Source organism: Burkholderia sp. Bmkn7 (assembly GCF_041103175.1).
GTDB classification, from domain to species: Bacteria; Pseudomonadota; Gammaproteobacteria; order Burkholderiales; family Burkholderiaceae; genus Burkholderia; species Burkholderia cepacia.
Window position 1 is genome coordinate 1,303,414 of the sequence record NZ_JBGCUH010000003.1, and the last position, 15,830, is coordinate 1,319,243.

The 15,830-nt window shown below is 66.1% G+C and carries 18 protein-coding genes; 10 read left to right on the forward strand and 8 right to left on the reverse strand.

Going from position 1 to position 15,830, the window contains the following annotated elements:
* Nucleotides 1-89 precede the first annotated feature (89 nt).
* Nucleotides 90-1,229 carry a sorbosone dehydrogenase family protein gene (locus AB3K92_RS27555; protein WP_369466224.1) on the reverse strand — a complete coding sequence of 380 codons (1,140 nt, stop codon included), beginning with the start codon at nucleotides 1,227-1,229 and terminating at the stop codon, nucleotides 90-92.
* A gap of 153 nt (nucleotides 1,230-1,382) precedes the next feature.
* Between AB3K92_RS27555 and rpsP the strand changes: the two genes are divergently transcribed.
* The 6 genes from rpsP to AB3K92_RS27585 all read left to right on the forward strand — a co-directional run bounded on the left by rpsP (nucleotide 1,383) and on the right by AB3K92_RS27585 (nucleotide 5,512).
* Nucleotides 1,383-1,637 (forward strand): 30S ribosomal protein S16, encoded by a 255-nt coding sequence (gene rpsP / locus AB3K92_RS27560; protein WP_006476550.1) that lies wholly within the window; start codon nucleotides 1,383-1,385, stop codon nucleotides 1,635-1,637.
* 42 nt (nucleotides 1,638-1,679) lie between these two features.
* Nucleotides 1,680-2,357, forward strand: coding sequence for a ribosome maturation factor RimM (rimM, locus tag AB3K92_RS27565; protein ID WP_369466226.1), 678 nt, complete (start codon nucleotides 1,680-1,682; stop codon nucleotides 2,355-2,357).
* Between the two features lies 1 nt (nucleotide 2,358).
* Nucleotides 2,359-3,153, forward strand: coding sequence for a tRNA (guanosine(37)-N1)-methyltransferase TrmD (gene trmD, locus AB3K92_RS27570; RefSeq protein ID WP_006476548.1), 795 nt, complete (start codon nucleotides 2,359-2,361; stop codon nucleotides 3,151-3,153).
* Nucleotides 3,154-3,286: 133 nt separating this feature from the next.
* The gene (gene rplS / locus AB3K92_RS27575) at nucleotides 3,287-3,679 is read left to right on the forward strand and encodes a 50S ribosomal protein L19 (protein ID WP_006753174.1); all 393 of its coding nucleotides are present in this window, start codon (nucleotides 3,287-3,289) and stop codon (nucleotides 3,677-3,679) included.
* A gap of 87 nt (nucleotides 3,680-3,766) precedes the next feature.
* A complete protein-coding gene (locus tag AB3K92_RS27580) occupies nucleotides 3,767-4,453 on the forward strand; it encodes a CoA pyrophosphatase (protein ID WP_369466228.1) in 687 nt (228 codons plus the stop codon).
* 120 nt (nucleotides 4,454-4,573) lie between these two features.
* Complete coding sequence (locus AB3K92_RS27585; protein WP_021159740.1) at nucleotides 4,574-5,512, forward strand: CobD/CbiB family protein; 939 nt, start codon at nucleotides 4,574-4,576, stop codon at nucleotides 5,510-5,512.
* A gap of 67 nt (nucleotides 5,513-5,579) precedes the next feature.
* Here the strand turns inward: AB3K92_RS27585 and AB3K92_RS27590 are convergent, their stop codons facing one another.
* The 3 genes from AB3K92_RS27590 to AB3K92_RS27600 form a co-directional block, all read right to left on the reverse strand.
* Entirely contained in the window at nucleotides 5,580-5,897 is a 318-nt protein-coding gene (locus AB3K92_RS27590; protein WP_059678336.1) for a hypothetical protein, read from the reverse strand.
* Nucleotides 5,898-5,964: 67 nt separating this feature from the next.
* Nucleotides 5,965-6,906, reverse strand: a complete 942-nt coding sequence (gene rsgA, locus AB3K92_RS27595; RefSeq protein ID WP_021159738.1) for a ribosome small subunit-dependent GTPase A — start codon at nucleotides 6,904-6,906, stop codon at nucleotides 5,965-5,967.
* On the reverse strand, nucleotides 6,903-8,162 hold the full coding sequence (locus tag AB3K92_RS27600; RefSeq protein WP_048022930.1) for a M48 family metallopeptidase: 1,260 nt from the start codon (nucleotides 8,160-8,162) through the stop codon (nucleotides 6,903-6,905). Before AB3K92_RS27600 ends, rsgA begins: the two co-directional genes overlap by 4 nt.
* Nucleotides 8,163-8,279: 117 nt before the next feature.
* Between AB3K92_RS27600 and orn the strand changes: the two genes are divergently transcribed.
* The gene (orn, locus tag AB3K92_RS27605) at nucleotides 8,280-8,900 is read left to right on the forward strand and encodes an oligoribonuclease (RefSeq protein ID WP_048022931.1); all 621 of its coding nucleotides are present in this window, start codon (nucleotides 8,280-8,282) and stop codon (nucleotides 8,898-8,900) included.
* A gap of 34 nt (nucleotides 8,901-8,934) precedes the next feature.
* Here the strand turns inward: orn and mog are convergent, their stop codons facing one another.
* Nucleotides 8,935-9,549 carry a molybdopterin adenylyltransferase gene (gene mog / locus AB3K92_RS27610; RefSeq protein ID WP_048022994.1) on the reverse strand — a complete coding sequence of 205 codons (615 nt, stop codon included), beginning with the start codon at nucleotides 9,547-9,549 and terminating at the stop codon, nucleotides 8,935-8,937.
* A complete protein-coding gene (gene yjgA / locus AB3K92_RS27615) occupies nucleotides 9,533-10,135 on the reverse strand; it encodes a ribosome biogenesis factor YjgA (protein WP_272481918.1) in 603 nt (200 codons plus the stop codon). The genes mog and yjgA overlap by 17 nt, the downstream gene beginning before the upstream one ends.
* 127 nt (nucleotides 10,136-10,262) lie before the next feature.
* Here yjgA and pmbA point away from each other — a divergent pair, with 127 nt between their 5' ends.
* On the forward strand, nucleotides 10,263-11,633 hold the full coding sequence (gene pmbA / locus AB3K92_RS27620) for a metalloprotease PmbA (RefSeq protein WP_369466229.1): 1,371 nt from the start codon (nucleotides 10,263-10,265) through the stop codon (nucleotides 11,631-11,633).
* Between the two features lie 85 nt (nucleotides 11,634-11,718).
* On the opposite strand, the gene AB3K92_RS27625 is transcribed toward pmbA, so the two are convergent.
* The gene (locus AB3K92_RS27625) at nucleotides 11,719-12,219 is read right to left on the reverse strand and encodes a dihydrofolate reductase (RefSeq protein WP_369466230.1); all 501 of its coding nucleotides are present in this window, start codon (nucleotides 12,217-12,219) and stop codon (nucleotides 11,719-11,721) included.
* 270 nt (nucleotides 12,220-12,489) lie between these two features.
* On the reverse strand, nucleotides 12,490-12,816 hold the full coding sequence (locus AB3K92_RS27630) for a hypothetical protein (RefSeq protein ID WP_059706958.1): 327 nt from the start codon (nucleotides 12,814-12,816) through the stop codon (nucleotides 12,490-12,492).
* Between the two features lie 501 nt (nucleotides 12,817-13,317).
* On the opposite strand from AB3K92_RS27630, the gene AB3K92_RS27635 reads away from it, so the two are divergent.
* Nucleotides 13,318-14,715, forward strand: coding sequence for a sigma-54 dependent transcriptional regulator (locus AB3K92_RS27635; RefSeq protein WP_021159730.1), 1,398 nt, complete (start codon nucleotides 13,318-13,320; stop codon nucleotides 14,713-14,715).
* A gap of 41 nt (nucleotides 14,716-14,756) precedes the next feature.
* Nucleotides 14,757-15,728 (forward strand): thymidylate synthase, encoded by a 972-nt coding sequence (locus AB3K92_RS27640; protein ID WP_059863503.1) that lies wholly within the window; start codon nucleotides 14,757-14,759, stop codon nucleotides 15,726-15,728.
* Nucleotides 15,729-15,830: the final 102 nt, after the last annotated feature.

Sequence of the window (15,830 nt, forward strand, 5' to 3'; positions counted from 1 at the left end):
TGGCATGGGCGGCCGGCGGGCCGGCGCGGGCGCGCGGCCCGGCACGCATTCTACGATGCCCGGTCGGGGCCGGTCATCCCTGTACTGCGTCAAGGTGCCGCATAGGTCACGCGATAGATTGCGCCCGCGTAATCGTCGCTGACGAGCAGCGAGCCGTCCGGCAGCGGCAGCACGTCGGCAGGGCGTCCCCAGACCGTGCCGTCGGGCCGCAGCCAGCCCGTGACGAACGGAGTCTGGCGCGCGTGGCTGCCGTCCGCCGAGACCACGACACGCATCACGCGGTAGCCGACCTTCGTGCTGCGGTTCCAAGAGCCGTGTTCGGCGATGAACACGTTGTTGCGGTACGACGCCGGAAACATCGGCCCTGTATAGAAGCGCATGCCGAGGGCCGCGACGTGCGCACCGAGTTTCAATACGGGCGGCACGTAGCGGCGGCAAACGTCGGGGCTGCCGAATTCGGGGTCAGGCGTGTCGCCGCCATGGCAGTACGGGAAGCCGAAGTCGAGGCCTGCGCGCGGTGCGCGGCTCAGCTTGTCGTCGGGCACGTCGTCGCCCATCATGTCGCGCCCGTTGTCGGTAAACCACAGCTCGCCCGAATCGGGGTGCCATGCGAAGCCGACCGTATTGCGTATGCCGCGGGCGACAATCTCGCTCCCGCTGCCGTCCGCCTTCATGCGCGCGATGATCGCGTAGCGGCTGCGATCGGCGAGACAGACGTTGCACGGTGCGCCGGTCGGCACGTACAGCTTGCCGTCGGGGCCGAACGCGATGAATTTCCAGCCGTGATGGTGTTCGGTCGGCAGCGCGTCGGTGACGACGGCGGGTGCGGGCGGTGTGGCGAGCCGGTCGTCGATGCGATCGAGCCGCAGGATGCGCGATACGGCTGATATATAGAGTGCGCCGTCACGGTAGGCGACACCGACGGGCATGTCGAGCCCGGAAGCGATCACGTAGCGCGCGCTGATCCGGCCCTCGTGCATCACGAACGCGTGCACGCGGCCTTCCCGCGTGCCGACATACAGGATGCCGCGTGGCGACCACGCCATTTCGCGCGCGGTCGGTACCGCGTCGGCCAGCACTTCGACGTGGAAGCCGGGCGGCACGACGAGTTCGCCCACCGGCAGCGGCGCGGCTGACGCCATTGCGGATACGAGGCAGGCAAGGCCGGCAAGCAGCGCCGCGAAACGGTGCTGCGCGCGGCACATCGAGGCGGCGCGAAGGGGCGGCATGACGGTGTGGAACGTCCCGGACACGACGATTCTATGCCCGGCGGACAGGCCGCCCGCGGATTTTTTGCGCGTAAGTGTTTGTTGTACCTCTGGTTTCCGGCTATAATCGCGTGTTTCAGTAGTTTCGAACCCGGTTTTCCCGAAGGACATCATATGGTTATCATCCGTCTGGCTCGTGGCGGCTCGAAGAAGCGCCCGTTCTACAACATCGTTGCTACCGATTCGCGCAACCGTCGTGACGGCCGCTTCATCGAGCGCGTCGGCTTCTACAACCCGGTCGCCACGAAGGGCGAATCGCTGCGTATCGCTCAGGATCGCCTGACGTACTGGCAAGGCGTTGGCGCGCAACTGTCGCCGACCGTCCAGCGTCTCGTGAAGGAAGCGCAAAAGGCGCAACCGGCTGCCTAACATGGCACGGTGTGCCGGTCGTGCCGGCTGTGAGGTGCATTGATGGCGGGTCACGATTCCGGTAATGCAAGGCGCGGGCGTGCGTCGTTTGGCGCATTCGTCCGCAAGCCGGTCGAGCGCGACGTTGTCGCGAACGCCGGTCAGGCTGCCGAGCAGGGCAGTCTCGAAGTGGCGCAGGCCTGGCCCGACGATGCCGTCGAGGTCGGGGCAGTGGTCGACGCCTATGGCCTGAAGGGTTGGGTCAAGGTGGCGACACATGCCGACGCCGGTCGCGGTGGCGATGCGTTGCTCAAGGCGCGCCACTGGTGGCTGGAGCGCGGTGCGGAGCGGCTTTTCGTCCGCATCCTGCAGTCGAAGACGCACAGCGACACTGTCGTTGCGCAACCCGCGGGCGTGAGCGACCGCGATGCCGCGCTGGCCATGCGCGGTTTTCGCGTGTTCGTGCGCCGGGAAGATTTCCCGGCATTGGCCGCGGACGAATTCTATTGGGTCGACCTGATCGGTCTCGATGTCGTCAACGAGCAATCGGTGGCGCTCGGGAAGGTGAGCGGGATGATCGACAACGGCGTGCATTCGATCATGCGTGTCGAGTATCCGGCGACCGGCAAAGACGGTCAGCCGACCACCGACGAGCGGTTGATTCCGTTCGTCGGCGTATACGTCAAAACGGTGGATCAGGCGGCGCGTCGCATTGTCGTCGACTGGGAAGCCGATTACTGAAATGAACCAGGTTACCGAGAGCGCGGTGCAGTTCGACGTCGTCACGCTCTTTCCCGAGATGTTCCGTGCACTGACCGACTGGGGGATCACCAGCCGGGCCGTCAAGCAAGGGCGCTTCGGGTTGCGCACCTGGAACCCGCGTGATTTCACGACGGACAACTACCGCACGGTCGACGATCGTCCGTACGGCGGCGGTCCGGGCATGGTGATGCTGGCCAGGCCGCTCGAAGCCGCGATCGATGCCGCGAAAGCGGCGCAGGCGGAACAGGGTATCGCGAGCACGCGCGTCGTGATGATGTCGCCGCAAGGCGCACCGCTCACGCACGATCGCGCGGTGCGGATGGCGCAGGAACCCGGCGTCGTCGTGCTGTGCGGTCGCTACGAGGCGATCGACCAGCGCCTGCTCGACCGTTGCGTCGACGAGGAAATCAGCCTCGGCGATTTCGTGCTGTCGGGTGGCGAATTGCCGGCGATGGCGATGATGGATGCCGTCGTGCGGTTGCTGCCCGGTGTGCTGAACGATTCGCTGTCGGCCGTGCAGGACAGCTTCGCCGATGGCCTGCTCGATTGTCCGCACTACACGCGCCCCGAGGAATACGACGGCGTGCGCGTACCGGACGTGCTGCTCGGCGGGCATCATGCCGAGATCGAGAAGTGGCGGCGCCAGGAAGCATTGAGGAATACGTTGCGGAAGCGGCCGGACCTGATCGTCCGGGCGCGCCGCGAGAAGTTGTTGAGCCGGGCCGACGAGGCGTGGCTCGCGAACCTCGCACGCGAAGCGAAGGACGCCTCCTGAGGCGGCTGCGCGGGCGGGAATTGGCGGTGCCGTACATGCGTGTGCGGCGCCTGATGTGAATCCATCCTCTATCGGGGCCAGGCCTGGAAGCAGGCGGGTGTGAACGCCGACACGATGGCATAAGGAGTCAGTAATGAATCTGATCGCAAAACTTGAGCAGGAAGAAATCGAGCGCGCGCTCGCCGGCAAGACGATCCCCGAATTCGCCCCGGGCGACACGGTGATCGTGAACGTGAACGTGGTTGAAGGTAACCGCAAGCGCGTTCAGGCCTACGAAGGCGTCGTGATCGCTATTCGCAACCGTGGCCTGAACTCGAATTTCATCGTCCGCAAGATCTCGTCGGGCGAAGGCGTCGAGCGTACGTTCCAGACGTACTCGCCGCTGCTGGCAAGCATCGTCGTGAAGCGCCGCGGTGATGTGCGTCGTGCGAAGCTGTACTACCTGCGCGAGCGTTCGGGCAAGTCGGCTCGTATCAAGGAAAAGCTGGTGTCGAAGGATCGCGCCGCAGCAGCTTCCCAAGAGTAAGAGCTGTAAGGAAAAAGCACCCACCCGGGTGCTTTTTTCATTCTGGCGCGACAATATGCTCGATACGACACAAACACGAGAGCCCCATTGAATCGCCGCCCCATCATCGATCCCGAAGTCCTGCCGGTCGAAGGCACCGGCGCCGGCCTGCCGGCCATCGATTCCCGCCTGATGACACCGTCCGGCCTGCGCGACCGTTTCGCGCGCACGCTCGAGTGGCGCGTCGAGCCCGACGAGGCGAGATTGCAGGAGGGCGTCGATCCGCGTAGCGCGGCCGTCCTCGTCCCGCTCGTCGTCCGCGAGTCCGGCCTCACCATGTTGCTGACCCAACGCGCCGACCACCTGAACGACCACGCCGGACAGATCAGCTTCCCCGGCGGTCGCCGCGAACCGTTCGATCGTGACGCGACCGCAACCGCATTGCGCGAGGCGAAGGAAGAGATCGGGCTGGCGGACGAGCGTGTCGAGATCCTCGGCGCGTTGCCCGACTACCTGACCGGCACGGGCTTCTGCGTGACGCCGGTGGTCGGCCTCGTGCATCCGCCGTTCACCGTGCAGGCCGACACGTTCGAAGTGGCCGAGATTTTCGAGGTGCCGCTCGCGTTCCTGATGAATCCCGCGAACCATCAGGTCCGGGTGTTTCGCTGGGAAGGCGGCGAGCGTCGTTTTTTTGCGATGCCCTATCCGAATGGCGAACCCGGCGGGCATTACTTCATCTGGGGCGCAACTGCCGGCATGTTGCGCAATCTGTACCGCTTCTTGGCAGCCGGCTAGGCGCACGCGGCGGCTGGCGCGCGCGGCCGGCTGCCGCACGACTGCGCCGGCGGCCATCCGGTGCTTACGCTGTGCTATCGTTATGCAAAAAATGACATAACTCCGAAGACGGCGCCACGCATGACTTTCTTTTCGGTTCTCCTCGCCCTCATCATCGAACAGGTACGCGCGTTGTCGCCGAACAATCCGGTGTTCGCGTTGTTCCAGTTTCATGCGGAAACCGTCGCGCATGGTCTAGACGCAGGCAAGCAGAAGCACGGCATCCTCGCATGGCTCGCGGTCGTGCTGCCGTGGGTGCTGATCGTCGCGCTGATCTATTTCCTGCTGTACAAGGTGAGCTTCGTGCTCGCGTTCATCTGGAACGTCGTCGTCGTGTATTTCACGCTCGGCTTCCGCCAGTTCAGCCACTACTTCACCGACATCCACCTCGCGCTCAACAACGATGACGTGCCCCGTGCGCGCGAGATCCTGCACGAGTGGACGGGTATCGACACGGTCGACATGCCGGTCGGCGAAATCGTCCGCCATACGCTGATTCACGCCGTTGTCGCATCGCATCGTCACGTGTTCGGCGTGTTCTTCTGGTACGTGCTGCCGATCGGCCCGGCCGGCGCCGTGCTGTACCGGATTTCCGAATACCTCGCACGCAGCTGGTCGACGCCGGGCGACGACCGCACGGCGGCCTTCTCGACGTTCGCGCAGCGCGCGTTCTTCGTGATCGACTGGATTCCCTCGCGACTGACCGCACTCGGCTTTGCAATCGTCGGTAACTTCGAGGACGCGATCTACGCGTGGCGCAACCATACGCGCCAGTGGCCCGATCCGAACGACGGCGTCCTGCTAGCAGCCGGTAGCGGCGCGCTCGGCGCACGCCTCGCGGGGCCGCTCGCGGAACCGTCGAGCCTCGATGCGCTGGCGGTCGGTGACAGCGGTCCGTTGACGGTCGGTGACGATTGCACGCCGCGTACGCTGCAATCCGCAGTTGGCCTTGTCTGGCGCGCAGTGATCCTGTGGATGATTCTGCTGCTGATGCTGACACTCGCCGTCTGGGTGTCGTGACGGGGCAGTGCGGTGCCCGATGAAAGACAAAAGGCCGGCTCGATGCCGGCCTTTTTTGCTGTGCGGGTCAATCGTCGCGCGGGTCGCGCATGGCGCCGCATTGCCAGCAGGCCGTGAACTGGGCCTCGAGCGCCTCGCCGCACTGCCGGCAGCGCCAGGGCGCGGCGCCGGCCGACGGGCCATGCGAAGCGGCATCGAGGAGCCGGCGCGCGAGCGCGTCGTCGCGTTCGTCGTCGAGCCACAACTCGGGCGTGCACGCGTCGGCAGGCAGGCCGCCGAGTGCGCCGGTCGCGTAGCAGTTATGCAGCTCGCAACCGATGCCGGCCACCTGGAGGACGTTGGCCCAATGCTGCGCCGTCGCGAGATCGGGTGCCTTGAAACGCATCGCGGCTCCTGTCGGTGAGGGCCGGCCCGCATGGGACCGGCTGGCCGCCGCGCGCGTGCCGCGCGGGTCAGCGGACGATCTGGCTTGCCTCGTGCACGAGTTGCGCATACAGCGCATGCCGTGTCGGCGCGATGCGGCCGTCGGCGACGGCTTCGAGAATCGCGCAGCCGGGTTCGTGCAGATGATGGCAATTATAGAAACGGCAGTCCGCGAGCAGCGGCCGGAACTCCGGAAACGCGCGCTCGAGACGGCCTTCCGTCAGGTGGTAGAGGCCGAATTCCTGGAAGCCCGGCGAATCGATCAGGGCGCCCCCGCCTTCCAGCGGGTAGAGGCGCGTGAACGTCGTCGTGTGACGGCCGCTGTTGAGCGCGGCCGAAATCTCGCGCGTGGCGGCTTCGGCGTCGGGAACGAGCAGGTTCACGAGCGTCGACTTGCCCATCCCGGACTGGCCGAGCAGGATCGTCGAATGCCCGGCGAGGTGCGGCATCAGTTGTGCGCGCGCGTCGTCGGGCGAGCCTTTCACCGACAGCTCGAGCACGTCGTAGCCGAGTGCGCGGTAGGGTGCGAGGCGCTCGCGCGCGACCGGCAGCGCGGCTTCGACGTCGATCTTGTTCAGCACGACGAGCGGCTTCAGCTCGTTCGCCTCGGCGGCAATCAGCGCGCGGCCGAGCAAGTCCTCGCTGAAATAGGGCTCGGTTGCGAGCACGATCAGCAACTGGTCGAGGTTGGCCGCGAACAGTTTCGACTTGAACTGGTCGGAACGGTACAGCAGGTTGCGCCGTTCGCCGATCTCGACGATGACACCCTGGTCGGCCGAGGCGAGTTCGTACGCGACCCGGTCGCCGACCGCGATATCGCTCTTCTTGCCGCGCGGGAAGCACTGCAGCATCGGGCCGCCATCGTCGGGCGCGACGATGTAGTGGCGCCCGTGCGCCGCGATCACGCGGCCTTCGGCACGTTGCGCGCCCGACGCGCGCGGGGCCGGCTTGCGGGAGGTCGGCCGGCTCATGCGTGCTGCAGCAGGCGGTCGATCCGCTGCGAGGCGGGCGGATGCGAGTAGTAGAAGGCCGTGTAGACAGGGTCGGGCGTCAGCGTCGACGCATTGTCCTCATAGAGCTTCACGAGCGCGCTGACGAGATCCTGCGCGTCGGTCTGGCTGGCCGCGAATGCGTCGGCCTCGAATTCGTGCTTGCGCGACGTGAGGCTGCCGAACGGCGTCGCGAAGAACAGGAACACGGGAATCGCGAGGAAGAACAGCACGAGCGCGGCGCCCGCGTTGCTCGTGTCGAGCGACGGCGTGACGCCGAGCCCCGTGTAGAACCACGTGCGCTGTGCAAGCCAGCCGAGCAGCGCGAGCAGCACGAGGCTCAGCACGAACGACACGAGCATCCGCTTCATCACGTGGCGGCGCTTGAAGTGGCCGAGTTCATGCGCGAGCACGGCCTCGATTTCCTGGCCGGACAGGCGTGCGAGCAGCGTGTCGAAGAACACGATCCGCTTCGAGGCGCCGAAGCCCGTGAAGTACGCATTGCCGTGCGCGGAGCGGCGGCTGCCGTCCATCACGAACAGGCCCTTCGCCGCGAAGCCGCAGCGCTTCATCAGCGACTCGATGCGCGCGCGCAGCGCGTCGTCCTTGAGCGGTTCGAACTTGTTGAAGATCGGTGCGATGAAGGTCGGGTAGATCAGCAGCACGAGCATCTGGAACGCGACCCAGACGATCCAGGTCCACAGCCACCACAGGCTGCCGGCCTGGTTCATCAGCCACAGCACGACGAACAGCAGCGGCAGGCCGAGCGCGGCGCCAAGCAGCGAGTTTTTCAGCATGTCGGTGAAGAACAGCCGCTTGGTCATCCGGTTGAAGCCGAAGCGCTGTTCGATTCCGAACTGGCGGTAATACTCGAACGGGACGTCGATCACGCTCGTGATCACGAGCACCGCGGCGACGAGCGCGACCTGCTGCCCGTAGCCGCGGCCGAGCCAGCCGGTGAGCAGCGTGTCGAGGGCGCCGACGCCGCCGAGCAGCGTGAGGCCGACCAGCACGGCCGCGCTGACGACGATCTCGAGCATCGTCAGCCGGGTGCGCTCGACCGTATAGTCGGCCGCGCGCTGGTGGGCGGTCAGCGGGATGGTCGCGCTGAACTGCGCGGGGACGCCGTTGCGGTGCGCGGCGACGAAGCGGATCTGCCGCGACGCGAGCCACAGCTTGGTGACGACCATCGCGAGCACGGCGAGCGCGAACAGCAGGGTGAACGAAAAGGGTGACATCGAAGGCGCCAAAGGGTTCTATGCGAGAATTATATGTTCTTGCGGACCGGGCCCGCTGATGCGATGCCGGCCGCCCGGGCGGCGCCGCGCGCTGCCCGCCATTTTCCAGGATGACTCATGACCGATACCGCCGCTTCCACCAGCCAGCCCGCGCTCGTGCGCAACGAGTTGAACCTCGTCTGGCTCGACATGGAGATGACGGGCCTCGACCCGGATAACGACCGCATCATCGAGATCGCGGTCGTCGTGACCAATTCCACGCTCGACGTCGCCGTCGAAGGCCCCGTGTTCGCGATCCACCAGAGCGACGAAACGCTCGCGAAGATGGACGACTGGAACAAGTCGACGCATGGCCGCTCGGGCCTGATCGACCGCGTGCGCGCGTCGACCGTGACCGAGGCGGACGCCGCCGCGCAGCTGCAGGCCTTCCTCGCGCAGTACGTGTCGCCCGGCAAGTCGCCGATGTGCGGCAACTCGATCTGCCAGGACCGCCGCTTCATGGCGCGCTGGATGCCCGAGTTCGAGCGGTTCTTCCACTACCGCAACCTCGACGTCAGCACGCTCAAGGAGCTGTGCCGCCGCTGGCAGCCGGCGATCTACAAGGGGTTCCAGAAGCGGGCGATGCACACGGCGCTCGCGGACATCCACGAATCGATCGACGAGCTGAAGTACTACCGCGAGCATTTCCTGATTCCGGCCGCGTCGGCCTCGGCAGGCGAGTCCGCGCCGGCCGCCTGAGCGGGCCGGCACGCGCCCGGCGCCGGGTACAGGCTCAGCGCCGCGCGCTTTTCGGCCGGAACGCCGCAACCACCGCGTCGTCGGTCTCGATGTACGGGCCGCCGATCAGGTCGATGCAGTAGGGCACCGCGGCGAAGATGCCGGGCACGGTCGACTTGCCGTCGGCATCGCGCAGCCCTTCGAGCGTTTCCCGGATCGATTTCGGCTGGCCCGGCAGGTTGATGATCAGCGCCGCATGGTCGGCCTGGGCCGTTTCGCGGATCACCGCGACCTGCCGGGACAAGATCGCGGTCGGTACGAAATTCAGGCTGATCTGCCGCATCTGTTCACCGAACCCGGGCATTTCCTTCGTCGCGACGGCCAGCGTGGCCTCGGGCGTCACGTCGCGGCGCGCGGGGCCCGTGCCGCCGGTCGTCAGCACGAGGTCGCATCCCGCGACGTCGACGAGCTCGGCGAGCGTGGCGGAGATCGTGGGCGCATCGTCCTGGATCAGGCGCGTTTCGGCGCGCCACGGCGACGTAAGCGCGCCGCCGAGCCATTCCTGCAACGCCGGAATGCCCTTGTCTTCGTAGACGCCCGTGCTCGCGCGGTCGCTGATCGACACGAGGCCGACGACGAGCTCGTCCGGGTGGTTACGCTTCGTCGTCATGGTCGTCTCCGGCGTCGTCCGCCGCTTCGTCGTCCGCATCGGACGCGCCGCCGGCGGCCTTGATCCACTGGAACAGCTCGCGGAAATAGCGCGGCGGCTTGCCCTGCTGCGCTTCCTTGCGTGCGTTGCGGATCAGCGTGCGGCCTTCCTGGATATCGGCTTCCGGGTGCTGGCGCAGGAATTCGGTCAGCGCGTCGTCGTTCGCGAGCAACTGTTCGCGCGTGCGTTCGATCCAGTGCAGGCGGGCCGTCGCGGCCTTGTTCACGCCGCGCTGCGCGTCGAGCGCGGTGCGCAGCGCGGCCGTCTCGTCGTCGGTCAGCGAGCGCATCACGCGGCCGACGTACTGGAGCTGGCGGCGCTTGCCTTCGTGATCGGTGATCCGGCGGGCTTCGCGCACGGCGTCTGCGAGATCTTCGGGCATCGGCATGCGCTTGAGGGCGTCCTTCGGCAGGTCGACGAGCGCCTGGCCGAGCTCCTGCAGCGCGTGCATTTCGCGTTTCAACTGGGATTTGCTGGGGCGATCGTAGCCATTGTCGTCGTCCTCGACGGCATGCTCGATCGGCTGGATTCGGGTTTTGCGTGTCATGGACGGCATTGTATCGCGCCGCGGACACGCCAAGCTTGTCGGTGTCCGGCCCCGGACCTTGCTATGATCGCGGGATACGCAATATTTTGAACATGCGGGCGCCCGCCCGCCACCGGATATCAAGACGATGGCAGCCAATCTCGACGTACAAGCGCGCTATTTCCCGCACACGCAGGACCAGCTCAAGGAAATCGCCTCGGACATCCTTCGCCATGCGAAGGCCCTCGGCGCGACGGATGCCGCGACCGAAATCTCCGAGGGCGACGGCCTGTCGGTGTCGGTGCGCCGCGGCGAAGTCGAAACGATCGAGCACAACCGAGACAAGATGGTCGGCGTGACCGTGTTCATCGGCAAGAAGCGCGGCAACGCGAGCACGTCGGATTTCTCACCGGGCGCGATCAAGGATACCGTCGCCGCCGCCTACAACATCGCGCGCTTCACGGCCGAGGACGAGGCCGCCGGCCTCGCTGAAGCCGAGCTGCTCGAAACCGACCCGCGCGACCTCGATCTGTACCACCCGTGGGCACTGACGGCCGACGAGGCCGTCGAACTCGCCCGCCGCGCGGAAGATGCCGCATTCGCGGTCAGCCCGCAGATCCGCAATTCGGAAGGCGCGAGCGTGTCGGCCCAGCATTCGCAGTTCGTGCTCGCGACGTCGCGTGGCTTCCTGTCCGGCTACCCGTACTCGCGCCACTACATCGCATGCGCGCCGATCGCGGGCAGCGGCCGTCACATGCAGCGCGACGACTGGTATTCGTCGAAGCGCAGCGCGACCGATCTCGCGGCGCCCGAAGCGGTGGGCCGTTATGCGGCCGAGCGTGCGCTTGCGCGGATGGGCGCGCGCCGTCTCGACACCCGCAAGGTGCCCGTGCTGTTCGAGGCGCCGCTCGCGGCCGGCCTGCTCGGCGCGTTCGTACAGGCGGTGAGCGGCGGTGCGCTGTACCGCAAGACGTCGTTCCTGGTCGACAGTCTCGGCAAGCCGGTGTTCGCGCCGCACATCCAGGTCGTCGAGGATCCGCACGTGCCGCGCGCGATGGGCAGCGCGCCGTTCGACGAGGAAGGCGTGCGCACGCGTGCGCGCAGCGTCGTCAAGGATGGCGTGGTCGAAGGCTACTTCCTGTCGACCTATTCGGCGCGCAAGCTCGGCACGCAAACCACCGGTAACGCAGGCGGCTCGCACAACCTCGCGCTGCGCAGCTCGAACACGCAGCCGGGCGACGATTTCGACGCGATGCTGAAGAAGCTCGGCACGGGCCTGTTGCTGACCGAGCTGATGGGGCAGGGCGTGAACTACGTGACGGGCGACTATTCGCGCGGCGCGGCGGGCTTCTGGGTCGAGAACGGCGTGATCCAGTATCCGGTCGAGGAAATCACCGTCGCGAGCACGCTGCAGGAAATGTTCCGGCATATCGTCGCGATCGGCGCCGATTCGATCGTGCGCGGCTCGAAGGAAACGGGCTCGGTGCTGATCGAGCAGATGACGATCGCCGGGCAGTAAGCGGCGCGCGGCCTCGGCCGCCATCAAACAAAAAAGCCCGACGGCGTGAGTGAGCCGGTCGGGCTTTTTTATTGCGCGCGATGCGTCAGCCGTGCTTGCGCTCGTAGACGACGAACGCATAGCCGAACGTGTTCGGCGCGGCCGCCTGGTGCGCGTCGCGGGACACTTCCTGCCAGTGCGCGGCGTCGGGTGCCGGGAACGACGCGTCACCGTCGAAGTCGGCATCGATCTCGGTGACGACCAGCTTGTCGGCGAGTGCGAGACCTTCCGTGTAGAGTTGCGCGCCACCGATCAGGAACGCCTCGGGCACCCCGTCGCGCGCGGCGAGCGCCAGCGCATCGGCGAGCGACGTGACCGTGTCGCAGCCGTCGAAGCGTCGCGCCGCATCGCGCGTGACGACGATGTTGCGGCGGCCCGGCAGCGGCCGGCCGATCGACTCGTGGGTCTTGCGGCCCATCACGATCGGTGCGCCCATCGTCGTGCGCTTGAAGAAGGCGAGATCCTCGGGAAGTTTCCAGGGCAACTGGTTGTCGCGGCCGATGATGCCGTTGCGGGCACGCGCGACGATCAGGGTCAACGTCGTCATGAAGGTGGGGAGAGGAAAACCGGAATGGCGCCGATTCTACCGGAACGGCGGCGCGCACCGGTTCCGGGTGCGCGCATCCGCCTTCCGGCGCTGCGCGCCGCGACGGTCGAAGCCACGCGTCGCGGCGACGGAATGAATAAAAAGCGTGCCCGCCGGGGGACGGAGCACAAAACCGTTTCGTGTCGAGAGATCGCGAATGCAGCCTCTGATCGATGCTCTCTGGCTTGCCCGGATCGATACGTCATCCTGATCAAATGGATCGATCGACGGTCACTGATGCGTACTGCCTTGTGCGGTGCCTTCCATTGCGTGCTGCACGTCGCCCGGCTGCGGTATCGGGAGCGGCATCGGCAACTGGGGCGGCGGGGGGATCTCGTCCCACAAGGTCACCGATGTCCTGCCGGCCGGCAGCGGTTGCGGTGCCGACACGGTCACGATGCCGAACCCGACGCCGTGCTGCATGCCCGGCGTGTTTGATGCAAACAGCATGGCGTGATCCGGCTTCGAGCTTTCGTCTGCGTGTACGGGCGTGGGCGGGCCGGCGGCCGCGACCGCAATGGTCATCGGCACGAAAGAAAGTAAAAGATGTTTTCGCATGGTCGCTGTCTCCGACGGTTTCCCTATTCAGCGAAATGCATGCCATCGCGCCGCGACCGTTGTCGAGACTGCGATTCGTGCGCAAGCGTTGCGAATTGTGGCGGAAAACGGCTGAAAATGTTTCAGGCCTGAAACGAGGGGGCTCGGGAATACTGCGGATTCAATCGATACGCTTCAAGGACGAAAATCGTCGCATGCATCGATGACTGCACGCATTGCTGCATAGGTGCTATGTGCAGACGATTGACATACATCGACATCCTGAGCGATTCGGCCGTATCGCCCACGGTACTGAAATCGGATTGTCGTATTCAGTGCCTATAACTAAGCTATCTTGATCAAAATAACTGGACGCGAGATAAGCGCCATCATGCGAGGCTTTGTCGTTGCCGAGCATCGGCATGGCGAATCGAGCCGCCTTCGGCTGCCCCGATTCGATCCTTTCGCACGCATACTGACGTGCACGGCAATCGTTAGACGGTTGAGGAACGGGGTGAGCATATGGGAGTCGATCAGCGGCATGTGATCTACTATTCGCGCGAGCCGAACGACGCGTTGCGCGGCCATTTCGACGAATGCGGCTGGCGTGTCGATCTCGCGGAGACCGTGCGGGACGTACGGCGCGTCGTGCAGCACGGTGTCGCAACGGCCGGGCTGCTCGATTTTTCGCCGGGCTTCAAGCCCTCGGACCTGCGCGAACTCGAATCCTGTCTGAGCATTCAGCACATCGGCTGGATCGCGGCGACGCGCCGCGGCCAGTTGCAGGACGCCACGCTGCGCCATCTCATTCGTGACTACTGTTTCGACTACGTGACGATGCCGTACGAGACGGCGCGGATCGTCGAGACCGTCGGTCATGCGCACGGCATGGTCGCGCTGACCGAAACCGCTGCGCCGCCCGTCGGCACGGGACGCAGCGAGGGCGAGATGGTCGGGACCTGCGATGCGATGCTCGGGCTCTTCAGGACGATTCGCCGCGTCGCGGCGACCGACGCACCGGTGTTCATCTCCGGCGAATCGGGTACGGGCAAGGAGCTGACGGCGGTCGCGATTCATGAGCGCTCGTCGCGCGCGCATGCGCCGTTCATCGCGATCAATTGCGGCGCGATCCCGTCGACGCTGCTGCAGGCCGAGCTGTTCGGCTATGAGCGCGGCGCGTTTACCGGCGCGAACCAGCGCAAGATCGGCCGCGTCGAGGCCGCCAACGGCGGCACGCTGTTTCTCGACGAGATCGGCGACTTGCCGCTCGAAAGCCAGGCAAGCCTGCTGCGCTTCCTGCAGGAAGGCAAGATCGAGCGGCTCGGTGCCCACGTATCGGTGCCCGTCGACGTGCGCGTGATCTGTGCGACGCACGTGGACATGGACGCAGCGCTGCGCGAAGGGCGGTTCCGCGAGGACCTGTTCCATCGTCTGTGCGTGCTGAAGATCGAGGAGCCGCCGTTGCGCGCGCGCGGCAAGGATATCGAGATACTTGCGCGCCACATGCTCGAGCGTTTCAAGGGCGACGCACATCGCCGCCTGCGCGGCTTTTCGCCTGATGCGGTTGCGTCGCTGTACGGCTATTCGTGGCCGGGCAACGTGCGTGAACTGATCAATCGCGTGCGCCGCGCGATCGTCATGTCGGAGGGGCGGATGATCACCGCCGCCGATCTCGAGCTGAGCGAATTTGCGACACTCGCACCCGTGTCGCTGCTGGAGGCGCGTGAGGCGGCCGAACGGCAGGCGATCGAGCAGGCGCTGTTGCGTCATCGTGGCCGTTTCGCGGATGCCGCGCGCGAGCTCGGCGTGTCGCGTGTCACGCTCTACCGGCTGATGTGCGCGCACGGCATGCGCGATCGCGGCGACACGCTGGCAGGGTTTTCGGCGCCGTTGCAGGAGCTTCCGCGTCACGCTTGCTAAAATTGGCGGGTACGGCCGCCCTCGCGGCCGAAGGAACCCGCATGAAACAGTATCTCGATCTCGTTCGCACCATTCTCGATACCGGCACCTGGCAGGAGAACCGCACGGGGATCCGCACCATCAGCATGCCGGGCGCGATGCTGCGCTTCGACCTGCAGCAAGGCTTCCCGGCCGTGACGACCAAGAAGCTCGCGTTCAAGTCGGCGATCGGCGAACTGGTCGGTTTCCTGCGCGCGTCCCGCAGCGCGGCCGATTTCCGCGCGCTCGGCTGCAAGGTGTGGGACGCGAACGCGAACGAGAATGCCCAGTGGCTTGCGAACCCGTATCGCCAGGGTGTCGACGATCTCGGTGACGTGTACGGCGTGCAATGGCGCCAGTGGCCGGGCTACAAGGTGCTCGACGCGGGCGCCGACGCGCAGATCGCCGATGCGACGCGCCGCGGCTTCCGGATCGTGACGCGTTTCGACGAAGACGGCGCACCGAAGGTGCTGCTGTACAAGGCAATCGACCAGTTGCGCCAGTGCCTGGACACGATCATGGAGAATCCGTCCGATCGTCGCATCCTGTTTCACGCGTGGAACCCGGCCGTGCTCGACCAGATCGCGTTGCCCGCGTGCCATCTGCTGTACCAGTTCCTGCCGAACGCGACGAAGCGCGAAATCTCGCTGTGCCTGTACATCCGCAGCAACGACGTCGGCCTCGGCACGCCGTTCAACCTGACGGAAGGGGCCGCGCTGCTGGCGCTCGTCGGCCGGCTGACCGGCTACACGCCGCGCTGGTTCACGTACTTCATCGGCGACGCGCACATCTACGAGAACCAGCTCGACATGCTGCAGCGCCAGCTCACGCGCGAGCCTTACGACAGCCCGCGGCTCGAGATTTCCGAGCGTGTGCCGGATTACGCGAAGACGGGTGTTTACGAGCCCGAGTGGCTGGAACGGATCGAGCCGTCGGATTTCTCGCTCGTCGGCTATCGCCACCACGAGCCGCTGACCGCACCGATGGCCGTCTGATCGCGCGGCCCGGGCCGCGCGGAGGCATCGATCCGCTTCCCGCAGGAAAATGGCCCGACCGGCTGATACCGGTCGGGCCATTTTGTTTCACGTTTGCGGCGC